We start from the raw sequence: 21,512 nt of genomic DNA on the forward strand, positions 1-21,512 counted from the left end.
GGCGGGGTGGGCGATGGTGGGAGGTGACTCGTCACCAGGGGCGGTCGGCCCGCCGGCTGGCAGCCGGTGACTTCTACTTGACGACGCCGAGCGAGACGTAGTCGTACCGGCCGTTGTACGCCGCCGAGGAGTAGGCGTTCGTCAGCCGCGAGCTGCGCCAGGTGAAGTTCTTCTCGTAGATGAACGGCATCATCACGGCGAGGTCCGCGACGGCGTGGTTCATCTCCTTGTAGATCTCACCGGCCTTGTCCGGGTCGGTCTCCTTGAGCGCGTCGTCGAAGAGCTTGTTGATCTTCGGGTCGTTGGTCTCGGAGATGTTGTAGTTGCCGTTGGGGACGATGAAGCGGCCGTCCACGATCGGCTGCGAGAAGCCCTGGCCGGTCGGGAAGTCGGGACCCCAGCCGATCATGACCAGACCCAGACCGCGCTTCTTGACCACCGCGGGCGAGCCGGTGATGCTGGCGGACTCGGCGCCGTCCAACGTCTCGACCTGGGCGTTGATGCCGACGGCCTTCAGCGACTCCTGGAGCGCCTCGGCGGTCTGGACCTCGCCCGGGTTGTTGGTGCGGGCGGTGATGTTGGTGGAGAAGCCGTCGGGCTTGCCACAGGCCTTCAGCGCGGCCTTCGCCTTGGCGATGTCCGGCTTGCCCTCACGGGCGAGGATGCCGAAGGGGTCGTAGTCGGAGGAGCCCTTGATGGACTTCGGCAGCATATTGGTGGCGATGTCGCCACCCGCGTCCGGGCCGCCGCGCACGGTCTGCATCGACTTGTAGTCGGCCGCGTAGATCACGGCCTTGCGGCACTCGATGTTGTCGAACGGCGCCACCTTGCTGGCGATGTTGACGTACCGGATGAAGCTGGTCTCGATGTTGTCGACGTTGTCCTTGTGCTGCTTGAGCGCCTTGGTGCGACCCGCCTGCGACATTCCGGTGGCGTTGAGGTCGATGTCGTACTCGCCCTTGATCAGCAGCTCGTCGATCGCCTCGATGTTGGAGTTGATCGTGACGGTGACCTTGTCGGGCAGCGCGGCCCGGATGGGGTCGGACGCCTTCTGCCACTTGTCGTTGCGGACGAGGACGGCACCCTTCTTCGGGGTGTACGACTCGAACTTGTACGGGCCCGAGGAGAACGGCTTGAGCTGGTACTTGCCGCCCGTGTCCTTCTCCTTCTTCACCGGGGAGCCGGTCGGCATGGCGAGCATCTGCTCGAAGTCGCCGTTGGCGGTGGCGAGGTTGAAGACAATGGTCTTGTCGTTCGGGGTCTGGATCGCCTTCAGACCGAGCTTGTCGGCGCTCTTGTCCTTGTAGGGGCCCTTGTACTCGCCCTTGGGGTCCAGGACCTGGCGCAGATAGGCGGGGCCGCCGGTGATGACATCGGTGGCCCAGCTGCGCTGGATGCCGTACTTGATGTCCTGGGCGGTGATCGGCGTGCCGTCCTCCCAGGTGATGCCGTCGCGCAGCTCGTAGGTGTAGGTCTTGCCGTCGTTGGAGACGACACCCTTGGCCTTGGCGAGGTCGGGCACCAGCTCGGCGCCGGCCGGGCCCGGCTTGGGGGCGTACGAGATCAGCTGGCGGGCGTAGAAGCGGGAGAAGTCCCAGGACATGCCGTAGTACTGGCGCTGCGGGTCGGTGGAGTCGAAGTCCTGCTTGCCGATGAACTTCAGCGTGCCGCCCTTCTTGGCGGACTGGTTGGCGACGCCCTTCACCGCGGCGTTGTAGCCGGCGCCCTTGCCGTCGCCCCCCTCCTTGCCGCCGCCACCGCCGCCGCACGCCGCGGTGGCCGTGAGGGCGGCCACGACGAGCGCCGCTCCGGCGATGCGCCTGGTCCTCGACGAACGTTGGGGTGTCATTGTTCCTGCAACCTCCGGGGTAGCGCGGTTCCCGTGGAGCCGGGGACCATCGGGTGCCGCCTGGCCTGCTGTGGCAGGGGCGCGTTCAGTTGTGGGTCGGTCGGTGGTGCTCGGGCGCGGATCGGCGGTGCTCGGGCGCGGCCCGGGGGTTCTCACCGGGTGCCCTTGGGGTCGAGCGCGTCGCGCACGCCGTCGCCGAAGAGGTTGAAGGCCAGCACCGTCACGAAGATCGCGAGCCCGGGGACGACCATGAAGGTCGGATTGGACTCATAGGTGTCCACCGCGGTGGAGAGCATCTGGCCCCAGGAGGCGGTGGGCGGCCGGACCCCCGCGCCGAGGAAGCTGAGCGCGGCCTCGGTGAGGATGTTGGTGGGGATCATCAGCGTGGTGTAGACGGTGATCGGGGCGACCAGGTTGGGCAGCAGCTCCTTGAAGAGCACATAGCGCTGGCCGGCGCCGAGGCTGCGGGCGGCCTCGACGTATTCCTTCTCGCGCAGGGAGAGGGTCTGACCCCGGACGATGCGTCCGACGTAGGGCCAGCCGAAGAAGCCGATCACCAGGACCAGGATGGTGATGCGGACATTGCTGCCGGTCATGCCCAGCAGGTCGTTGGGGAGGACCGAGACCAGCGAGATGATGAAGAGAAGCTGCGGGAAGGCCAGCAGCATGTCCATCACCCGGCTGATGGCGGAGTCGACCCAGCCGCCGAAGTAGCCGGCGATGATCCCGAGGACGGTGCCCAGCACCACGGCCACCACGGCCGCGAGGAAGGCGACCAGCAGCGAGATCCGCGCCCCGTAGACGACCCGGCTGAAGACATCGCGCCCGTTGTTGGGTTCGACGCCCAGCAGGTGCTCGGAGCTGATGCCGCCGTAGGAGCCGATGGGGGTGCCGAAGAGCGGGTCGATCTTGTCCTGGTGGAACTGGTTGGGCGGATGGCCCAGCAGGCTGACGATCAGGGGGGCGAAGACCGCGACGACGACGAGGAGGAGCACGACGACACCGCCGGCGAGCGCGAGCTTGTCCCGCTTGAGGCGGGCCCAGGCGATCTGCCGCAGCGACCGTCCCTCGACCGACGTGCCGGCTGCGGTCGCCGCGGCATCGACGGTCGCGGACTTCTCCGCGTCCACGCTGGTGTCGTGCAATGGTGCCGTCATCGTGGTGGGGACCCCTCTCGGCCGGAGGTATCCGGCCCGTACCCGCCGCTGAAGCGGCTTCTCTCACAACATCGGGTGCACCAAGGCCACTTGATACGAGTACGTACCGGTGCGGCGCTCCGTACACGGGGGGAATCTTCCCTTGCTGCGGGAGTCTTCAATGGTCGTGCGACCAGCCGCCAGCCCCCTCGGTGAATGGTTGCTCAAACGTGATGCGCGTAGAGGGATTCCGTTATCCGGACGGCGCCGTTGGCTGAGCGGGACGCCATCTTCCGTCTACTGATGGGTAGTTGACGGAATCGGAGAGAGGGGACCGACGGAACCGCCCTGGGATTCCATGGTGTTGAGCGGGACTGGGTGGTGAATTCACCGGAGGATGGGGGTGGAGACCGTGGAACAAAGGCGGGGTGGGGTGGGTGGCGTCCGCTGAAACGAGCGAGCCCCGAACGCGTTTGCGTTCGGGGCGGGTTGGGTATCCGGCGGCCCCCGGAGTTCCGCGCGGGTGCCGCGATCGCGGGTGCCCCGGCGGCTGCCGGCCCCCGCGGTGATCACGGTGATTCCGGTGATTCCTGAGTGATCACGTGTGATCGAGGGGCCGGGCGGGGCCGGTGGGGCGGTGGGGCGATGGGTCAGTGGGTCAGTGGGGCGGTGGGCCGGAGGGGCGGTGGGGCGGTGGGCCGGAGGGGCGGTGGGCCGGAGGGGCGGTGGGGCGGTGGATCAGCGGGGTGGGATCGGCGGAACGGGCGGGGCCGGCGGGTAGCCGTAGCCGGCGGCGGGGCGGTCGGGGGCGCCGTGCGCCTCCCGGTCGTAGAACGGACGGGCGTGGGCCCGCAGCCACATCGTCACCGGGTCGTACTCGTCCGACATCGCGACCGTCGACACCGGCAGCCCCTCGGGGACCGCCGCGATCGACTGCTGCATCATCGCCCGGGCCGCGTCCACCGATGGCCGGCCGGTGTCGTAGAGATCCAGCCCGATGACGAGATACGGGGCACCCAGCGCGGGCTGCACCCAGGCCCGGCGCAGCGATCTGACGGCCGGGGTGCGGTGGGCGTTCTGCGAGAGCAGGGCGTAGAAGTGCGGGATCTCGATGGCCGGCTCGGAGAGCCGCAGCGGACCGGCGGGCATCCGCTCCAGGCCCGTGGCGATCCGGCGCAGATCCGGCCAGGGGATGCCGACTCCGCCGCCGGGAGCGTGCGGATTCAGCCAGATCCCCCAGCGCTCGGGGAAGAGGGTGCGGGCGATGTCGGCGCCCGAGACCCTCTCATGGGCCCGGTTCCAGCCGGAGACGGCCAGCTCCTGCGCGGAGGTGACACAGGGGGCGTACCCGGCGCCGTCGATCTCCATATTGCCGTACTGGGCGTCAGGAGAACCGGGCATACCGTGCCAGAGCAGCATCCAGACCTGGCCGGTGGCCGGGTCGGCGAGCGCCTTGAGCAGTGCCTCGTACGCGTCGTAGCGCCCGGGCGACACCTGGCGCAGCATGTGCTCGACCTGCCCGGCCGCAGCGGTGCCTGACGCGCTCACCCTGGTTCCGCCCCTCTCCGACTCCATGGGAACCAGCTTAATCGGCCGCCTTGACGCCGACTTGACGACCTTCGGGACTACGCGTGATCGCGCTGATAGAAGGGGCGCATCCGCGCCAGCATCCAGTCGGCGACGGGGTCCTGGGCCACATCGAGAAGGATGAGATTGACCGGCCAGGGCGTCTGGACCCGGCCGAGCGCCCGGCCGAGGGCGTCGAGCGCGGGGGTGCCGTCCGGGGAGTCGAGCTGGACGCCGACGAAGAGGGAGGGCGGACCGGCCTCCACGGAGGCGAGGGCGCGGCGCGCGGTGCGGACGGTCCCCGCCTCCTGGAACTCGCCGGCCGCCGCCGCCAGGAAGTCGACCGGCTCCTCCTGCCAGTCCGGCTCGAAGAGCCGCACCCGCCCGCCGGCGGGCGGGCCCTCCGGGTGCCGGCACAGCTCGGCGACGGCGGGCGGGGGCAGCGGGGCGCCGACCGCGCCGCCCGGGTTCACGGCGATGCCGAGCTGCGGGGGCAGGCCCCGGGCGAACTCGCGGGCGGGGGCGACGGTGAAGGACATATGGGGGCCGACGCAGCTCATGAACTGCTGCTCGGAGCTGAAGACGGGGACATAGGCGGCGCCGTCGATCTCCAGGGTGGGGAGGTCGAGGTCGCGGCTCTCCGGGGAGCCGCCGTTGGGGAGGGGGACCCAGAGGGGGCTGCGGCCGAGGACCTCCAGGAGGCGGGGGGTGGCGGAGGGGGTGTCGAGGGAGGCGGTGAGGGCCTCCTCCAGCTCGTTGGCCGGCCAGCCGGCGGTGTGCGGCTGTGCCTGATCCGGAATGGTCATGTCGCTGGCCCTCTCCCCCGGCTGCGCCGGTCGTCCCCACGGCTTTCCCCATGACCCTAATGCCGCCGGGCCCTCCCCTCGAACCCGCCGGGGCACGACATCCAGCCCCTCCGGCGGTGGAGAGCGGGAGTTCGGGGGCCGGCCCCCGACGGAGGCCCGCACCGTGCGGCCACCTGTCGCAGCGGGTCCGTCCTCAAACTCCCCAGAGCTGCCTCTGGGAGGTACCCCGGACCGGCTGAGTCCGCTCGGGCACCCCGTGGCACAGGGCGGGCCGCTACGGTGAGGGCTCGAAGGTCAAGTGGGTCAGGGCCGTCGTCGCGTCGCGGTCCAGCAGAACCGCCGACGCGCACCCGGCGGGCAGCCTCCCCGCCTCCGCGTCGGCGATCAGACGCCCCACCCCCCTGCGGTGCCGCGCGAACGCGTACCCGGAGACCCCCCGCCCCCGCTCCCGCTGCCCCTGCCGCGCCACCTGCGGCGGCACATCCAGCAGCACCAGATGGAGTGCCGTCCCCCGGCTCCGGGCCCGCCGGGCCAGCCAGCGCCGCACCCACGCCTGCGTACCGCAGTCGTGCACCACCACACTCTCCCCGGAGCGCAGCGCCCGCCGCAGCCCGGCGTAGTGCGCGATACGGACGAGCGGGCGGTAGACCGCGTACGGCAGAAACCCCGGCGCACGCGCGTCCCACCGGTCCCGCGCGTCCTGCGAATCGATCCCCCGGCCCCGCGCGGCACGCCTGATCAGGGTGGATTTTCCGCTCCCCGGCAGCCCGGACACCACCACCACATCCCCGGCGGCGAACATCAGCCGCCGAGGGCTGCGCCCGGCGCGCCCCCGCAGATCCCGCAGGACCGGGACCGGCGCCCCCAGCCCGCCCCGGAGCCGCCGGGCCGCTACCGGCTGTGGCTGCGCGGGCACGCCCGCGGTCGCGGCGCAGGCACCACCGGAGTGCTGCAACGTCATCACACCCTCCCCCTCGTCAGGTCACCCACACACTTGCCCAAGAAGCGTAAAGAAATGGTAATGGGACACAACTGATTTGCTGTTGAGGCGCGTCCGTGAAGTGGCGCGCCTCCCCCTCGCGCCGTTCCCCGCGCCCGGCGCGGAACGAGCCCCGCCCCACCCCCCATCCGACCCCGATGCGTGCAATGATGTGGCCCCAAACTGCATACCGGCCGCTTGAATCCGCGCGGGAGAGTCCCGGTCACCTCGGTGCCGGGCGCCGAAGGAGCAAGTTCCTCCCTTGAATCTCTCAGGCCCCGTACCGCGTGCGATGAGGCAGATCTGAAAAGCGGGCCGCCGCCGTGCGGCTCCACCCAAGGTGCAAGTCACGACCATCCGTACGCGGGGTCGCGACGAACCTCTCAGGTTCCGATGACAGATGGGGAGGATTGTCCTCGTCCGCCATGCCTTGGGAGCTTTATCCATGAGTAATGCCCCCCGCCACACCGCGCTCGACGCCCTCCATCGCTCACTGGGCGCGACCATGACCGACTTCGCGGGCTGGGACATGCCCCTGCGGTACGGCAGTGAGCGCGACGAGCACCTGGCGGTCCGCACGCGGGCCGGTCTCTTCGACCTCTCCCACATGGGCGAGATCACCGTCACCGGCCCGGGCGCGGCCGCGCTGCTGGACTACGCCCTGGTGGGGAACATCGGCTCGGTGGGCGCCGGCCGCGCCCGCTACACCATGATCTGCCGCGAGGACGGCGGCATCCTGGACGACCTGATCGTCTACCGGCTCGGCGAGACCGAGTACATGGTCGTGGCCAACGCCGGCAACGCCCAGACCGTCCTGGACGCGATCACCGAACGCTCGGCCGGCTTCGACGCCGAGGTGCGCGACGACCGGGACGCCTACGCGCTGATCGCGGTGCAGGGCCCCGAGTCCCCCGGCATCCTGAAGTCGGTCACCGACGCCGATCTGGACGGACTGAAGTACTACGCGGGCCTGCCGGGCACCGTCGCCGGGGTTCCCGCGCTGATCGCCCGTACCGGCTACACCGGCGAGGACGGCTTCGAGCTGTTCGTCGAGCCCCGGTACGCGGAGCGGCTCTGGCAGGCGCTGACCGAGGCCGGCGCCCCCGCCGGACTGGTCCCCTGCGGACTCTCCTGCCGCGACACCCTGCGCCTGGAGGCGGGCATGCCGCTGTACGGGCATGAGCTGACCACCGCGCTCACCCCCTTCGACGCGGGTCTCGGCCGGGTCGTGAAGTTCGAGAAGGAGGGCGACTTCGTCGGGCGGAAGGCTCTGACGGCCGCCGCCGAGCGCGCCGCGACCAGCCCGCCGCGCAAGCTGGTCGGGCTGATCGCCCAGGGCCGGCGGGTCCCCCGCGCGGGGTACGGAGTGGTGGCCGGCGGATCGGTGATCGGCGAGGTCACCTCCGGCGCGCCCTCCCCGACGCTGGGGAAGCCGATCGCCATCGCCTATGTGGACGCGGAGCACACCGAGCCCGGCACCGAGGGCGTCGGGGTCGACATCCGCGGCACACACGAGCCGTACGAGGTCGTCGCGCTGCCCTTCTACAAGCGCGCGAAGTAGCGCCTTCCCCGCTCTTCCCCTCTTTCCCGCGCTTCGGCGGTGGCCCCGGCGTCACGCACCGTGACACGAGGCGGCGCCCGACGTGACCAGCGGCACTCCCCATCACCCCCCGTCCGTTCATCCCCCCTTCCCGCGTACAGGAGAATTCAGGTCATGAGCAACCCCCAGCAGCTGCGCTACAGCAAGGAGCACGAGTGGCTGTCGGACGCCGAGGACGGCGTGTCGACGGTCGGGATCACCGAGTTCGCGGCAGGCGCGCTCGGAGATGTCGTCTTCGCCCAGCTCCCCGAGGTGGGCGACACCGTGACCGCGGGCGAGACCTGCGGTGAGCTGGAGTCGACCAAGTCCGTCAGCGATCTGTACTCGCCCGTGTCCGGTGAGATCACCGAGGCGAACCAGAACGTGGTGGACGACCCCTCGCTGGTGAACAGTGCCCCCTTCGAGGGCGGCTGGCTGTTCAAGGTGCGCGTGAGCGAGGAGCCGAAGGATCTGCTCTCCGCCGACGAGTACACCGCCTTCTCCAGCAACTGACCACGACCACGACAGGGACCCGAGATGTCGCTTCTCAACACCCCTCTCCATGAGCTGGACCCCGATGTCGCCGCCGCCGTCGACGCCGAGCTCCACCGTCAGCAGTCCACCCTGGAAATGATCGCCTCGGAGAACTTCGCTCCGGTCGCGGTCATGGAGGCCCAGGGCTCGGTCCTCACCAACAAGTACGCCGAGGGCTACCCCGGGCGCCGCTACTACGGCGGCTGTGAGCACGTCGACGTGGTCGAGCAGATCGCGATCGACCGGGTGAAGGCGCTCTTCGGCGCCGAGCACGCCAATGTGCAGCCCCACTCGGGTGCCCAGGCGAACGCGGCGGCGATGTTCGCCCTGCTCAAGCCCGGCGACACCATCATGGGTCTGAACCTCGCGCACGGCGGGCACCTCACCCATGGCATGAAGATCAACTTCTCGGGCAAGCTCTACGACGTCGTCGCGTACCACGTGGACGAGGCCACCGGCCAGGTCGACATGGCCGAGGTCGAGAAGCTCGCCAAGGAGTCCCGTCCGAAGCTGATCGTGGCCGGCTGGTCCGCCTACCCGCGCCGGCTGGACTTCGCCGCCTTCCGCCGGATCGCGGACGAGGTCGGCGCCTATCTGATGGTCGACATGGCCCACTTCGCGGGCCTGGTCGCGGCGGGTCTGCACCCCAACCCGGTGCCGCACGCCCATGTCGTGACCACGACCACCCACAAGACGCTGGGCGGCCCCCGGGGCGGAGTGATCCTCTCGACCCAGGAGCTGGCCAAGAAGATCAACTCCGCGGTCTTCCCCGGTCAGCAGGGCGGCCCGCTGGAGCATGTCATCGCGGGCAAGGCGGTCTCCTTCAAGATCGCCGCGACCGAGGACTTCAAGGAGCGCCAGCAGCGCACCCTGGACGGCGCCCGTATCCTCGCCGAGCGCCTGGTGCGGGACGATGTCACGGAGCACGGTGTCTCCGTGCTCTCCGGCGGTACGGATGTCCACCTGGTCCTCGTCGACCTGCGCGAGTCCGAGCTGGACGGCCAGCAGGCCGAGGACCGCCTCCACGAGGTGGGCATCACGGTCAACCGCAACGCCGTCCCGAACGACCCGAGGCCCCCGATGGTCACCTCGGGCCTGCGGATCGGCACCCCGGCGCTGGCCACCCGCGGCTTCGGTGAGGACGACTTCCGCGAGGTCGCCGACATCATCGCCGAGGCGCTGAAGCCGTCGTACGACACCGAGGCGCTGAGCGCCCGCGTGTCCGCGCTGGCCGCGAAGCACCCGCTGTACCCGGGGCTGTAGGACCGAGGGGGCCGGCCCGCGACCCGGGCCGGCCCTCCACGGCGATTCCGGGGGCACCACGCACACTGGAAGGTGAGCGCGGTGCCCCCGCCCGTCCCCCCGCCCCACCCCGTCCGTCCCGCTCGATCTGCACCACCCCGGCAGACAACGGCGTCTACCAACCCCTAGGAGTCCCCCCGTGGCCATCTCGGTCTTCGACCTGTTCTCGATCGGCATCGGCCCCTCCAGCTCGCACACGGTCGGCCCGATGCGCGCCGCCCGGATGTTCGCCCGCCGGCTGAAGAACGAAGGACTGCTGGAGCGGACCGCCTCCGTCCGGGCCGAGCTGTACGGCTCCCTCGGCGCGACCGGCCACGGCCACGGCACCCCCAAGGCCGTACTCCTCGGTCTGGAGGGCAGCTCGCCCCGGACGGTCGACGTGGAGGGCGCCGACGACCAGGTGGAGAAGATCAAGTCCTCGGGGCGCCTCAGCCTCCTCGGCACCCATGAGATCGACTTCGACTTCGACAGCGATCTGATCCTGCACCGCCGCGAGACACTGCCGTACCACGCCAACGGCATGACCGTCCTCGCGTACGACACCGAGGGCGCCACGGTCCTGGAGAAGACGTACTACTCGGTCGGCGGCGGCTTCGTCGTCGACGAGGACGCGGTGGGCGAGGACCGGATCAAGCTCGACGACACCGTCCTGAAGTATCCTTTCCGCACCGGTGACGAGCTGCTCCGGCTGACCCGTGAGACCGGGCTCTCGATCTCCGCGCTGATGCTGGAGAACGAGCGCGCCTGGCGCACCGAGGACGAGATCCGCACCGGTCTGCTGGAGATCTGGCGGGTCATGCAGGCGTGTGTCTCCCGGGGCATGTCCCGCGAGGGCATCCTCCCCGGCGGCCTCAAGGTCCGCCGCCGCGCCGCCAACTCCGCCCGCCAGCTCCGCGCCGAGGGCGATCCGCTGGCCCGCGCGATGGAGTGGATCACCCTCTACGCCATGGCCGTGAACGAGGAGAACGCGGCGGGCGGCCGGGTCGTGACCGCCCCCACCAACGGCGCCGCGGGCATCATCCCGGCGGTGCTGCACTACTACATGAACTTCGTCCCCGGCGCGGACGACGAGGGCGTGGTCCGCTTCATGCTCTCGGCCGGCGCGATCGGCATGCTCTTCAAGGAGAACGCCTCCATCTCCGGCGCCGAGGTCGGCTGCCAGGGCGAGGTCGGCTCCGCCTGCTCCATGGCGGCCGGCGCCCTCGCCGAGGTCCTGGGCGGCACCCCCGAGCAGGTCGAGAACGCGGCCGAGATCGGCATGGAACACAACCTCGGCCTGACCTGCGACCCGGTCGGCGGCCTGGTCCAGATCCCGTGCATCGAGCGCAACGGAATGGCGGCGGTGAAGGCCGTCACGGCGGCGAAGATGGCGATGCGCGGCGACGGCAGCCACAAGGTCTCCCTCGACAAGGTCATCAAGACCATGAAGGAGACCGGGGCGGACATGTCGGTGAAGTACAAGGAGACGGCGCGGGGCGGGCTCGCGGTGAACATCATCGAGTGCTGAGCGTGTCGTGACGGGTGGGGCCTGACCAGCGCTTTTCCGCATTTCAGCGCTGTCAGGGCCTTCCCTGCCCGCACGGCGGAAAGTCCCTGGATCGGCCCTGGGATGCCCCTTCTGGTGCGGCCCTGAAGGTGTCGGTTGCTGCAGTCTCCTGAGACTCGAAGGTCTTGGCCGAAGAGCTCGGTACCGCCGCTCGGTTCGAGCTCGGACTCGCACACCACCCTGACCAACAGGTCACCCTTGGGTGTACGCAGACCCTGCCTGGATTGAGCACCACGACCTCGGCATCGACCACAGCCCTGGCATGACCGTGATCGTTACACCTCCCCCAGGTAAATCGGGGTGGAACCTCAACTCTGGAGTCAGGACACAACCAGGGGCGGTTCAGTGACGGACAAGCAGTTTGGACTGGATACCGTGGCGGCCGAGCAGGCCGTCGCTTCTGTGTTTGGGCAGATTGTCGCCATCCTTGCGCGCCGGGCTGACACGGCTATCGATGACGCGGTCTTGTTCCGGCTGGCGAACACACTGTTTGCTGCGTTTGCCCGCGCGGGCGAGGACGGGCTGACAGTAGAGCAGATCAGGGCGGCATGCGCCGCCTTTCCGGACGAAGTGAGTCCGGCCAGTCCAATCCGTTTCAGCGTTCGTCCAGGAGCCTTGGCCGTCTCCCTGAGCAGGGAACCAGACGGTGGGCAGGTGTGGGGGCGCTCGCGCCCCGCAGTAGTAGTTCCTAGATCCAGGATCCTAGGTCCTAGATCCGGACCATGAGCCCTCACGGCCAGCTCCGGGCGGCGACGCCCTCACTCTCCGGAAGAGGTCTTCGGAGGCCGGGATGAATCCTGTGATTGGCCCAGGATCACAGTGCGGGCGGTCAGCGCCAGGACGCCCTGGGAGTGCATGGTCAGCCCCATCCGGTTCCAGTGGAAGATCACGTGGAGGCTGAGAATCCGGCGCAGCCCTCGGTCGAGTGTGCCGAGCCGGACGGCTTCGGCGAGCGATCGGCCGGTCTCCCCGAAGGCGGCGGCCCATTCCTTGACGGGTTCGAGTGGCCCGCCGGGGCGCAGCAGGCTGTCGTGGTCGGCTCGTAGGAGGGTTCCGATGGCCTCCGAGATGACTTCGAGCTTCTCCGGGGACATGGGGTTGACCGGGGTGCGGTGTTCGTCGGTGATGACGCGGTGCCAGACGTCGGCCTGTTCGTACCATTCGAGGCCGGCGGCGCGCATCATCAGGGTGCAGAGGAGAAAGGACAGTTCGCGGCGGCCGAGGGGGACGTCCTGACGGTCGTCGATGCGGGGGATCTCCCGGCTGTCCGCGACGAACAGTCGGTGTGCGGCCATCATGCCCGCAGGACCGCCGAAGGCCGTGGTCTCCGGCTCATAGATGCCGGTCCACCACCGTTCGAGGAAGCCCTGGGCCGGGGCGGTGAGCCGGTCGAAGCCTTCCGTCAGTGCGGCCCTTGCCGTCGGCTTCGTGGAGAGCCGAATACGGAGGCGCCAGCAGGGGTGTTTGCGCGTGTACCACCAGCCGTCGATGTCCCCTGCGGCCTCAGCGGCGCGCAGGAGGGGCATGATCACGGCCAGGAAGTGGAACTCGGCCATCCGCCACTCGGCGAAGTGGAGGTTCACCTGCCACCACTCGGAGTCGGTCGAGCTGCTCCGGAGGGCCTCGGTCCCCGCGTGCCGGAAGAGCTCGACCGCGTCGGTGAGGTCGGACGGATCCATCTCCGCTGTGCGGGCGGCCTCGGAGACCGCGGTCCCGGCCAGCACGTCGAGGACCGCTTCCGCGGCCTGGGACGGATCGGTCCGGGTCAGTCGATCAGAAGACATGCGTCCCATCCCGAGGTCGGGGTCTGCTGCGCGGTAAGGGTGGTCAGGGCGAGCGCCGTACCCGCGTCGCCGTTCAGAAAGCCTGGGTTCCGGCCTCCGGCGGGGTGCGCACGATCCCGGAAGGCGGTGCCGAGGAGAGCGGGCAGAGTGCGGAGACGGGGGTCGTGCGCGTCGTGGGCTGCCCGGACAGCTGTTTGGTAGACGCCGGCCCATCCGTGGCAGAGACCGTTGTCCGTGATGCTCGCGAGCTGGGTGGGGTCGGTCAGCGCCCGGTGGAGAGCGTCTTCATGGACAGCCTGAAGTTTGGCGTCGTTCAAGGCGATGCCCGCGAGCTGGCCGGCGCGGGCGATGCCGGTGGTGCCGTAGCACCAGCTCGGACGGGCGGGGCCGGGCTGGTGGGGGCGGCCGGTGGCGAGGTCGTGGCGGGTGAGGTGCTCCGGCCACCAGGGGCCCGTTTCACCCTGCTGCTGCCAGGTGTCGAGGTGGTCGCAGATCGTACGGATGGCTTCGGGCTGGCCGGGGACAGTGACGCCCCGGCGGAGAGCCTGGGCGAGGAGGAGCAGCGGGCCGGTGATGCCGTGGGCGACACCGAGGTTGCCGTGCCCGCCGGGAAAATCGGCGGAGTGCTCACGGTTCGGGCCATGATCGACCCACCAGCCGGGGAGGCCACGGTGGTCTTCGTCGAGCGGACGGGTCAGAGCGACCAGGCAGCCGAGGACTCGTTCCAGGGCCGCACCCCCAGGGTCGGTGCGCAAGAGGTAGGCGCCGATTCCCGAGAGGCCGTAGAAGACGTCGTACTCCGCGAACGAGACCGGGCCTTCGTGGTGGATTCGTGAGAGCGCCGCGTCGGTCCGGCGGTGGGCGAGCTCCGTGATGTGCCGGTGCAGGGTGGCCCGCGCGTCGGCGTAGAGGTGCTCGGCCGACGGGGGTGTGGTGCTGAGGAGGAAGGCAACGGCCGGCGCCCCGAGGAAGAGGCCGGTGGTGTCGGCTGCGCTGACCTCTCCGGCCACCGCTTGGGTGATCCAGCGATGGGCGTGCTTCCAGGGTGCCAGGCCGAGGCGGGCGCGTTCGATGTGGAGGAGGGCGATTCCCGCTGCTCCTTCGGCGAGGGACTGGGCTCGCCAGGGCTCGTCCGCGGGCGGCGGGACGGGGTCGGCCAGGCGGTCGGTGAGCCACTGGAGGAGTTCGGGCGCCGGGGCGGTCATCACGTTCCCCTCCGGTGCTGGTGGTGCAGGGCTGCGGTTCGGGCGAGTCGTAGCGTGGCGGCTTCGGTGGTGGGATCCGGTCCGAGGGCGCGGGCGTGGTGCTGGTGGATCAGCGAGCGGGCTGTGGTCAGTGGGGCGCGCTGGCCGGTCAGGGCTCGCCAGTAGTCGCGGACGGCGGTGGCACGGGTGGCCCATGCCTCCGTGACCCCGGTGCCGCCCGGGAAAGCTGTGCGCGCGGCCCGGTCGCCCAGGGTGGCGAAGCCGAGGGTCTGTTCGCACAGGTGCCGGTCCAGTCGCCCGCTTCCCTGAGGTGTCTGTTCGATCAGCCAGTCCTCCCCCTCTTCGGGGCTGGGGGCAATGTGTCGTACGAGGTCGAGGATGCTGGCCGCTGCCAGGGCTTGGGGTGAGTAGTTGGGGTTCTGGTCAGTGAGTCGGATCTGGGCGAGGGCTGCCGCTGAGTCGGCGGCGAAGAGCCGGTGCGCGGCGGCCAGCGCCGGCCCATGCCCGTACTCACCCGGGCGTGGACGGAAGTCGGTCAGGGTGAGTTTGGAGGCCATCGCCTTCTCGTGGAGAGAGCGGGACCACGCCTGGACGTGTTCGGCCGCCGTGCCGTACGTGCCGGGTTCGATGTGGAGGACCAACCCCAGGTACGAGGAGGAGTCATGGTGGCGGGTGAACCACCACATCGGCGGGGTGGCACCGAAGCGTTCGAGGAGGCCGGACAGGTGCCGGTCGAGGATCTCGTCCTGGCGCCGTGGGTGGGCATGGAGCTGGGCGCGCAGGACTGTACCGGCGCCGGGTAAGTCGAGTTCTCCCCTGTCGACGAGGACGGTCGAGGTCAGTGCGGAGCGCTCGGCATCGCCGTCGTCCCTATGGGTGGAGTGAAGCGACAGCCAGATCTCGTGGGCGCGGCCGAGCCAACCATGGGCGTCGGTGTCCGGTGCTTCGCGCAGGACCAGGCGACCGGCTCCGTTGAGGTGCGTGCGGAGGATGTGGCGGTGGACGCTGTGGGTCAGGTCCAGCAGGAGGCGCTGGTCGTGTTCGGCCATGATGACGCGTTCCGGGACGCGGAGCCGGTCCCGCCAGGCGTCGAGGGCGCGGTCCCATTCCTTCACCGTGGCCGTCCGGTCGGGAAGATCCTGGGCATCAAGCAACCAGCGGGCTGGGGTGAGGATGGTGCGTCGGTAGCGCACCCGGGGCAAGTACGGCAGGCGGGCAGCGGCCCCGTAGTCGAACGGCTTGTAGACGGCGTGCCGGGCGGTGGCGATCTCGGCGAGGAACCGGGCCAGCGGTGGGGTCTGGAGCGCCGCTTCGAGGGCGTGCGGCACCCGTACGGTGATCGGCCCGCCGGTGGAGACCTGGACGAGGCGGAAGCCGCGGTCATCGGCGGTGACGGCGAGATCGGTGAGAGGGGTCGCACCGTCGTCCGGCTCGCGGTGCTCAGCAAGCGGGATGACGTGGGAGAGCAGGCGCGGGACGCGGACGACGTTCTCGTTGCGCCGTCGGCGGGGAGCGAAACTGAGCTGCGCGGCGACCCCGCCGGTGTTGTCCGTGTACGTGGCGGCCAGCGCGTCCCGGTGCTCCGCTGGAAGCAGGTGAGCGAAACGGCCGGCCATGCTGCTGCCCGGTCTCGGCACGCCGGTGATCAGGACCTGGAAGGCTCCCTGCGCGAGTGCCGCAGTAGATGCGGAGTGGATCTCGAAGGCGACCTCCACCCGAGGGACGAGCGTCCTGTCGTCGGTGCCCGCAGCCTGGGCCAGGGCAGCGATCACGGTGTCGGTAAGGACCACTTCGTCGCGACCCGCCATAACGGTTTCCTGAGCCAGGGAAAGAAGGATTCCATCCTGGTCCGTCAGGTGCCTCGCCGGCCGTTCGCGGACGGATCCGGTGTAGCCGGCGGGAAAGCCGAGGCCCGTGTCCGACACCAGGTCCAGAACGGGGACAAGCGTTCCGGTGCCGTACTCGGCCAGGAACTCGTGGTGGTAGTCGCGCCAGTGCTGGTAGCCGTACGGCTGCGGGGTGATGCGGTACAGCGCCGCGACGGCGCGCTGCGCCTCGTCCACCACCGGCTGGGGGATCCTGACCTCGCAGTCAAGGGCCGTGTCGACGAGAACCGGGGTCGCGGTGATTGAGGAGACCGCTCGCATCCGCTCGACCGTGGCACCGAGCGTCGTACGGTCAAACCGCACCCCGGACAGCTCCTGGTGAATCGCGTACAGCTCCCGCACCAGGTCCCCGACCCCGTCCGCCGTCTCCGCGTCCGCCTTCCCCAGCTCGGTGCAGAGGTGGCCGAAGGCGTCGACGGTGGTCATGGGTGCCCACAGGCTCGTGATGAGGAGGTGGTGCGAGACGAGTTCCTGGAGCAGAGTGTCGATCTGTTCGATGGCGGCCCGTGGGAACCGGATACGAAGCTGGGCACGCAGATCCCCGTACGGGATGGGTGCCCGAGCCGCGTCCATCGCGGCTGCGAGCGAGCGTGTGTTCCATACGGCTATCTCTTCCGGCGCCAGGTGCGTCGCATGGGCGTCGGCGGGCCGGCCGGGGGCGACGAGCCGGTCATCACGAATCTGAACCGGCGCATGGGCGATCACGGGCAGCCGGTCACGGAGCCCGGAGCTGGCCTGGAGGCGCTGGATGATCTCAGTGAGCCACTCGGCATCCGCTCGTACGGTCGCAGTCGGTTTCGTACCCCATCGGACCGAGGGCTCCGACCCGACGAGGAGTGGGGCCGTACCGGCGAACAGCCCAAAGGGGGTGGGGCGGTGCTGCCAGCGCAGAAGGTAGGAGGCGACCGAGAGCACGGCCCGGCGGATCTTCCGGGGCTGGGTCTGTTGTCCCTGGACGGCGGCTTCGACGGTCTCGCACAGCACCGGCGCGGCGAGTCGCAGCGCCTCCCGTACGTCATCGCGCTGCCAGGTCCGGGCGAGCCAGTCTCGGAGGAGCACGGTGTTGTCCAGGTCCAGTGCGCGGGGCAGGTCGACAACGCCCGTGCTCGTGGTCGCGCGGAGCAGAGCCACGCCCTGCCAGCGGTATCCGACCTCGGTGTTGGCGGTCATGGAGAGGAACCCCTTCGGTCGGCGCGGATGCAGGAAGCGGTTCGGTGGACCGGACCGAGGCCGGTCCGATCCACCGAAAGCGCCTGATCAGGCGGAGTCCTCCACGAACGAGTTGCAGGCGGAGGCCCCGCCCTGGCACGTCGGTCCGCAGCCGTCACCGGTGGAGCACATGAGCTTGCCGTACGGGTGTTCCGCGACGACGACCCGCACGTCGAGCGGGGCGAAATCGTCCTCTTCGAAGGCCAGAGGCGGTTCGGCCTGGGCCAGGGTGGCGTTGGTCATGCCGTGCCCTTCCTTTTCTTCTGGGATGGTGCGGGACGACCTGGTCTCCCGCGGCTATGCCGGAGGCCAGGCGAGTGAGATCCGGCTGTGCACCTTGTCGATGACCCGGTCGGCCGGGATCTGCTCGTCGGGAGTGCCGGCCGGATGGACGCGGATGACCGGGTTGGGGCCGCCGCGCCGGTCGCGGGCCCAGTCACGGACGTGGTCCGCGACGATCTTGGCGAAGCCGGAGGCCGTGGGGCCGAGAGCGTGGACGCCGTACTCGACACCCCGGTCGTCCTCGGTCCGGCGGACGGTGAGATAGGCGAAGTCGGCGCCGTCCACCGCCGCCAGGGAGAAGGACTTGTTCGAAGGAGCGACGATCCCGGTGTCCAGGTCGGGGTCGACCGTCATGACGCAGAAGCCGGGCAGTGTGATCGCCAGGTGCATCTGGAGGGTGTCGACGAGTTCGCCGCGACCGACCTCGACCCCGGTCCACAGCTCCACCCGGGGTGTGGTGACGGCGTTGTCGAGCAGGCTCGGATCGGCTGGCAGTCCGTCGTCGAACCGCAGCCCGATCTCGGGGGTCCCGGCGACGAGCAGCAGTTCCTCCCGGTGCGCGGTCGAGCCCTGCATGGGGACGAAGCCGCAGACGAACGCGGACTCGCTCTCCATGTGATCGTCGACGCGGACGAAGGTCACGGACCGGGTGAGCCCGCGCATCCGCAGCGGTACCACCAGGCGTCCGCCGGGGGTGAGCCGCCCGGTCCACGCGGGCGGGATGTCCCATGCGCCGACGGTCACCATGACGAGGTCGAACGTGCCGAGGCCGTCCAAGGGCTCCGCCGCGTCGACGCAGACCACTCGGACCCGGCCGTAGCCGTGCTCGTCCAGCAGCCTGCGGGCCCGGTCCGTGACGGTGGGGTCGATGTCCACGGTGACCACGTCACCGGCTTCCCCGACCAGCTCGGCGAGGTAGGCCGCGTTCAGACCGCCCGAGCCGATCTCCAGCACCCGCATCCCGGGGCGGACCCGGGCCTGCTCCAGCATCATCGCTTGAATCTGCGGCGCGGAGACCGAGCTGAGCTGGACGCCGTGCTCGTCCGTCTTGGTGATGACGGCCGCGTACGGCGCGTACGCCTTCTCCAGTGTCGCCTCGGGAGCGAACGCGTGGCGGGGGACCTTCCGCATCGCGGCCTCGACCTCCGGGGAGGAGATCGCGCCGTCCGCGACCAACCGGCCCACGACCTCGTTGCGCAGTCGTGCGGCCTCGTCGGGGTCGACCGTCGTGTGGTTCATGAGGGGTGTCCTTCGTTCGTGCATGTTCGGGGCGGGGAGACCGCCCGGCGAGGCACCGTCGGTGCCCACACGCCGGGACGCTATCGGCGGTCGTCGGTCTTCCCCGGTGAACGACAGGGGCCGGCCGGGATGCGCCGCGCCGGGTCGTGCGGTCTCCTGTGGGTCACGAGGCGTGCTCATCGCCGCAGCGGTGTCCCCTCCCTCGGACTCGGAATCGTGGTGCTTCCGGACGGCGTGTGCGGTGAGCCATGGGAGGAGTCTTGAGGTCGCGCGGGTTCAAAGGGACCGCTGGAGAGATATCGCTCCAGCGATACCGGCCTGCGCCTAGCCTGGTGCGGACGGTTGGTCGGGGTGAGGCAGTGCGGGAAGGACCGCTCTTGAAGTCGTCGTTTCGTTTGTGCGGCACGTGCGGTCACGGGTTGAGCCAGTACAACCCCGGTCCTCTGTGCGCTCCTTGTGCCCGGGGCGGCGACATCGCGCGGATTCCCGACCGGGCATGGCGTGATGAGCAGGTCCACAAAGCTCTGTCCGCCTGGGATTTCGGTGAGTTACTGCGGCTGCTGCGCAGGCGGTCCGGCCTCTCTCAGATGGCCGTCCGCTCTCTGACGGGCCTCACCCAGTCGTTCATCTCGGATCTGGAACGAGGCCGTAAGCACCTGGGGGGAGGCGAGGCCATCATCGACTTCCTCAACGGCCTCGGGTTTCCCGCAGACCTTCGTCCCCTGCTGTTGGCCCCGTTCGGTGAACCGGACCGGGGGATGTCGAACGGACCTCTCGACCCTGCTCTGCCGTGGAACGCCGACCGTATGGTGAGCTCACTTGAGTTCGCTGTCGGAGGTGTCATGAAACGCCGTGGGATGCTGGCGCTCAGCGGGGCCGGCCTGACGCAGTACGTGCTGCAATCCACCATCGCGGCCCCTGAGGCCATGGCCTCGATGCCTCCGAACGGCGCCAGAGTCACCATCCCGCTGATTACTTCTCTGGAGGCGACGACCGACGCTCTCCGGCACATGGACGCCAGCAGCGGCAGCGGCAGTCTGGCCGCGACTTCGCTGGGACACCTGAAGATCCTCGTCAGACTGCTGAAGCACGGTTCGTACGACGAGGCCCGGGGACGCCGGCTGGCGGCGGCGACCGCGGACGCGGCAACGCAGGCCGGCTGGTACATGTTCGACGGCGGCAACCACGCGAAGGCGCAGCGTCTGTTCCTCGCCGCGCTGCGGGCAGCCCACGCCTCCGGGGACTCCCGCCTTACCGCAGCGGCTCTCTCCTTCCTGTGCATCCATGGGTACTCCGCCGGAGATCCACGGGACGCGATCACCGCCGCCAGGGCCGCGCGGCTGGGTATCAGTGACCGCGACGCTCCGGCCCTCCAGGCGATGCTGCTGACCCGGCAGGCCCGAGGCCACGCACGGCTGCGCGAGGAGGCGGCCGCCCGAGCGGCCCTTGAGGAAGCCAGGGTGCTGTGTGCACAGGGCCGTGGGGAAGACGATCCGGACTGGCTGTACTGGATCAAGCCGGGCGAGATCCTCGGTCAGACGGCAAGCTGCCTGCTCGACCTCGGTCGGCCCAGCGAAGCGGCGGAGTCGTTCGACGCCGCTCGTCATGAGCTGAGCCAGGAGGAGATCCGTACGACCGCCCAGTTCCTCTCCCGAGCGGCAACCGCCCACATGCAGACGAAGAACCCCGACGCCGGATGGGGCATCGCCCAGGAAGTCCTCAGTCTCGTGGCCGGCGTGCACTCCGCCCGTCTGGACGATCATCTCCGCTCCATGCTTGCGGAGGTCCGTCGGTTCGAGGGCTCCCCTGCGGCACGCGACCTCCTCGAACGCGGCGAATCCATCATGAAAGGGCGTGCGGCGGCATGATCCTGGTCCTGTGGGACATCGACCGGACTCTTCTCTACGTCGGCGACATCGATCGGCTCGTCTACCGCACCGTCTTCGAACGGGTGGTGGGGCACGCTCCGGAGCGGCTTCCGGCAAAGGGGACAGGCGTCACCATGCCGGTCGCGGTGAAGGAACTCCTCACCGTGAACGGCGTCCCCGGGGACCGGGTGCAAGCATTCGCCCGGCGGATCATCGGCCTCATGCCTGGGGAGTTGGAGCGGCACCGGGAGAGAATGCCGGCGGATGGACTGCTGCTCCCCGGTGCGGCCGAGTCGCTCACCGCCGTGCGGAGGTCTCCCCATCTTCTGCCGTCCGTCGTCACCGGAAATCTTCAGGCCAGCGCAGAAATCAAACTCTCGGCATTCGGCCTGATCGACCTGGTCGACCCGGCGGTCGGCGGGTACGCATCGGACGATCCTCATCGGCCGGCTCTGGTGGGCGTCGCGCAGCAGCGGGCCGGGGCCGCGTACGGCCACAGCTTCGACCGAAGCAATACCGTCATCGTCGGGGACTCGCTGGAGGACGTCCGCACAGGACGCGAAGGCGGAGCCAGAGTGGTCGGCGTTGCCTCCGGAACGACCTCGGCAGCCGCCCTGGCCCACGCGGGAGCGGATGATGTCATCGCGGATCTGACCGACCCCCCACAGCTCCTGCGGCTGATCCGGCGCGAGACCGTGTAGAAGAGGCACGCATCGAGGAGCCGGCGAAGAGACCTCCTCTC

General features: G+C 69.8%; 16 protein-coding genes and 1 riboswitch. Of the genes, 6 read left to right on the forward strand and 10 right to left on the reverse strand.

Features of this window, described 5'->3' with window-relative positions; translation table 11 throughout:
* Positions 1-73 precede the first annotated feature (73 nt).
* The 5 genes from ACWCRA_RS07015 to ACWCRA_RS07035 all read right to left on the reverse strand — a co-directional run bounded on the left by ACWCRA_RS07015 (position 74) and on the right by ACWCRA_RS07035 (position 6,318).
* The gene (locus ACWCRA_RS07015) at positions 74-1,849 is read right to left on the reverse strand and encodes an ABC transporter substrate-binding protein (RefSeq protein WP_351548781.1); all 1,776 of its coding nucleotides are present in this window, start codon (positions 1,847-1,849) and stop codon (positions 74-76) included.
* A 152-nt stretch (positions 1,850-2,001) separates the two neighbouring features.
* Complete coding sequence (locus ACWCRA_RS07020) at positions 2,002-3,006, reverse strand: ABC transporter permease (protein ID WP_351548778.1); 1,005 nt, start codon at positions 3,004-3,006, stop codon at positions 2,002-2,004.
* Positions 3,007-3,723: 717 nt separating this feature from the next.
* Positions 3,724-4,533, reverse strand: a complete 810-nt coding sequence (locus ACWCRA_RS07025) for an enhanced serine sensitivity protein SseB C-terminal domain-containing protein (protein WP_351548933.1) — start codon at positions 4,531-4,533, stop codon at positions 3,724-3,726.
* A gap of 77 nt (positions 4,534-4,610) precedes the next feature.
* Positions 4,611-5,357, reverse strand: coding sequence for an enhanced serine sensitivity protein SseB (locus tag ACWCRA_RS07030; protein WP_351548775.1), 747 nt, complete (start codon positions 5,355-5,357; stop codon positions 4,611-4,613).
* A 274-nt stretch (positions 5,358-5,631) separates the two neighbouring features.
* Positions 5,632-6,318, reverse strand: a complete 687-nt coding sequence (locus ACWCRA_RS07035; protein ID WP_351548772.1) for an AAA family ATPase — start codon at positions 6,316-6,318, stop codon at positions 5,632-5,634.
* Between the two features lie 217 nt (positions 6,319-6,535).
* Positions 6,536-6,632: riboswitch (glycine riboswitch) on the forward strand.
* Positions 6,633-6,781: 149 nt separating this feature from the next.
* On the opposite strand from ACWCRA_RS07035, the gene gcvT reads away from it, so the two are divergent.
* The 4 genes from gcvT to ACWCRA_RS07055 all read left to right on the forward strand — a co-directional run bounded on the left by gcvT (position 6,782) and on the right by ACWCRA_RS07055 (position 11,258).
* Positions 6,782-7,897, forward strand: coding sequence for a glycine cleavage system aminomethyltransferase GcvT (gene gcvT / locus ACWCRA_RS07040; protein ID WP_451066985.1), 1,116 nt, complete (start codon positions 6,782-6,784; stop codon positions 7,895-7,897).
* A gap of 153 nt (positions 7,898-8,050) precedes the next feature.
* Entirely contained in the window at positions 8,051-8,428 is a 378-nt protein-coding gene (gene gcvH, locus ACWCRA_RS07045; protein WP_351548767.1) for a glycine cleavage system protein GcvH, read from the forward strand.
* 24 nt (positions 8,429-8,452) lie between these two features.
* Positions 8,453-9,712: a serine hydroxymethyltransferase gene (gene glyA, locus ACWCRA_RS07050; protein WP_351548764.1), complete on the forward strand. Its 1,260-nt coding sequence runs from the start codon at positions 8,453-8,455 to the stop codon at positions 9,710-9,712.
* Positions 9,713-9,890: 178 nt separating this feature from the next.
* On the forward strand, positions 9,891-11,258 hold the full coding sequence (locus ACWCRA_RS07055) for an L-serine ammonia-lyase (protein ID WP_351548762.1): 1,368 nt from the start codon (positions 9,891-9,893) through the stop codon (positions 11,256-11,258).
* A 797-nt stretch (positions 11,259-12,055) separates the two neighbouring features.
* Here ACWCRA_RS07055 and ACWCRA_RS07060 read toward each other — a convergent pair.
* The 5 genes from ACWCRA_RS07060 to fxlM all read right to left on the reverse strand — a co-directional run bounded on the left by ACWCRA_RS07060 (position 12,056) and on the right by fxlM (position 18,902).
* Positions 12,056-13,081, reverse strand: coding sequence for a thiopeptide-type bacteriocin biosynthesis protein (locus ACWCRA_RS07060; protein ID WP_451066986.1), 1,026 nt, complete (start codon positions 13,079-13,081; stop codon positions 12,056-12,058).
* Positions 13,063-14,286, reverse strand: a complete 1,224-nt coding sequence (locus ACWCRA_RS07065; protein WP_451066987.1) for a lanthionine synthetase C family protein — start codon at positions 14,284-14,286, stop codon at positions 13,063-13,065. The genes ACWCRA_RS07060 and ACWCRA_RS07065 overlap by 19 nt, the downstream gene beginning before the upstream one ends.
* Positions 14,286-17,342 carry a lantibiotic dehydratase gene (locus tag ACWCRA_RS07070; protein WP_451066988.1) on the reverse strand — a complete coding sequence of 1,019 codons (3,057 nt, stop codon included), beginning with the start codon at positions 17,340-17,342 and terminating at the stop codon, positions 14,286-14,288. Before ACWCRA_RS07070 ends, ACWCRA_RS07065 begins: the two co-directional genes overlap by 1 nt.
* 87 nt (positions 17,343-17,429) lie before the next feature.
* Positions 17,430-17,624 (reverse strand): FxLD family lanthipeptide, encoded by a 195-nt coding sequence (locus tag ACWCRA_RS07075; protein WP_362373269.1) that lies wholly within the window; start codon positions 17,622-17,624, stop codon positions 17,430-17,432.
* A gap of 54 nt (positions 17,625-17,678) precedes the next feature.
* On the reverse strand, positions 17,679-18,902 hold the full coding sequence (gene fxlM / locus ACWCRA_RS07080; RefSeq protein ID WP_451066989.1) for a methyltransferase, FxLD system: 1,224 nt from the start codon (positions 18,900-18,902) through the stop codon (positions 17,679-17,681).
* A gap of 359 nt (positions 18,903-19,261) precedes the next feature.
* Here fxlM and ACWCRA_RS07085 point away from each other — a divergent pair, with 359 nt between their 5' ends.
* Both ACWCRA_RS07085 and ACWCRA_RS07090 read left to right on the forward strand, forming a co-directional pair.
* The gene (locus ACWCRA_RS07085; RefSeq protein WP_451066990.1) at positions 19,262-20,770 is read left to right on the forward strand and encodes a helix-turn-helix domain-containing protein; all 1,509 of its coding nucleotides are present in this window, start codon (positions 19,262-19,264) and stop codon (positions 20,768-20,770) included.
* Positions 20,767-21,471 (forward strand): HAD family hydrolase, encoded by a 705-nt coding sequence (locus ACWCRA_RS07090; RefSeq protein ID WP_451066991.1) that lies wholly within the window; start codon positions 20,767-20,769, stop codon positions 21,469-21,471. The genes ACWCRA_RS07085 and ACWCRA_RS07090 overlap by 4 nt, the downstream gene beginning before the upstream one ends.
* Positions 21,472-21,512 lie beyond the last annotated feature (41 nt).

Source organism: Streptomyces sp. NPDC001889, assembly GCF_053594535.1.

Bases quoted from the DNA above. Each gene is read 5' to 3' on its own strand.
- glyA (WP_351548764.1), top strand. From the start codon at position 8,453: ATGTCGCTTCTCAACACCCCTCTCCATGAGCTGGACCCCGATGTCGCC.
- gcvH (WP_351548767.1), top strand. From the start codon at position 8,051: ATGAGCAACCCCCAGCAGCTGCGCTACAGCAAGGAGCACGAGTGGCTG.
- ACWCRA_RS07030 (WP_351548775.1), bottom strand. From the start codon at position 5,357: ATGACCATTCCGGATCAGGCACAGCCGCACACCGCCGGCTGGCCGGCC.
- ACWCRA_RS07015 (WP_351548781.1), bottom strand. From the start codon at position 1,849: ATGACACCCCAACGTTCGTCGAGGACCAGGCGCATCGCCGGAGCGGCG.
- ACWCRA_RS07090 (WP_451066991.1), top strand. From the start codon at position 20,767: ATGATCCTGGTCCTGTGGGACATCGACCGGACTCTTCTCTACGTCGGC.
- ACWCRA_RS07070 (WP_451066988.1), bottom strand. From the start codon at position 17,342: ATGACCGCCAACACCGAGGTCGGATACCGCTGGCAGGGCGTGGCTCTG.
- ACWCRA_RS07060 (WP_451066986.1), bottom strand. From the start codon at position 13,081: ATGTCTTCTGATCGACTGACCCGGACCGATCCGTCCCAGGCCGCGGAA.
- ACWCRA_RS07065 (WP_451066987.1), bottom strand. From the start codon at position 14,286: ATGACCGCCCCGGCGCCCGAACTCCTCCAGTGGCTCACCGACCGCCTG.
- ACWCRA_RS07020 (WP_351548778.1), bottom strand. From the start codon at position 3,006: ATGACGGCACCATTGCACGACACCAGCGTGGACGCGGAGAAGTCCGCG.
- ACWCRA_RS07035 (WP_351548772.1), bottom strand. From the start codon at position 6,318: ATGACGTTGCAGCACTCCGGTGGTGCCTGCGCCGCGACCGCGGGCGTG.
- fxlM (WP_451066989.1), bottom strand. From the start codon at position 18,902: ATGAACCACACGACGGTCGACCCCGACGAGGCCGCACGACTGCGCAAC.
- ACWCRA_RS07075 (WP_362373269.1), bottom strand. From the start codon at position 17,624: ATGACCAACGCCACCCTGGCCCAGGCCGAACCGCCTCTGGCCTTCGAA.
- gcvT (WP_451066985.1), top strand. From the start codon at position 6,782: ATGAGTAATGCCCCCCGCCACACCGCGCTCGACGCCCTCCATCGCTCA.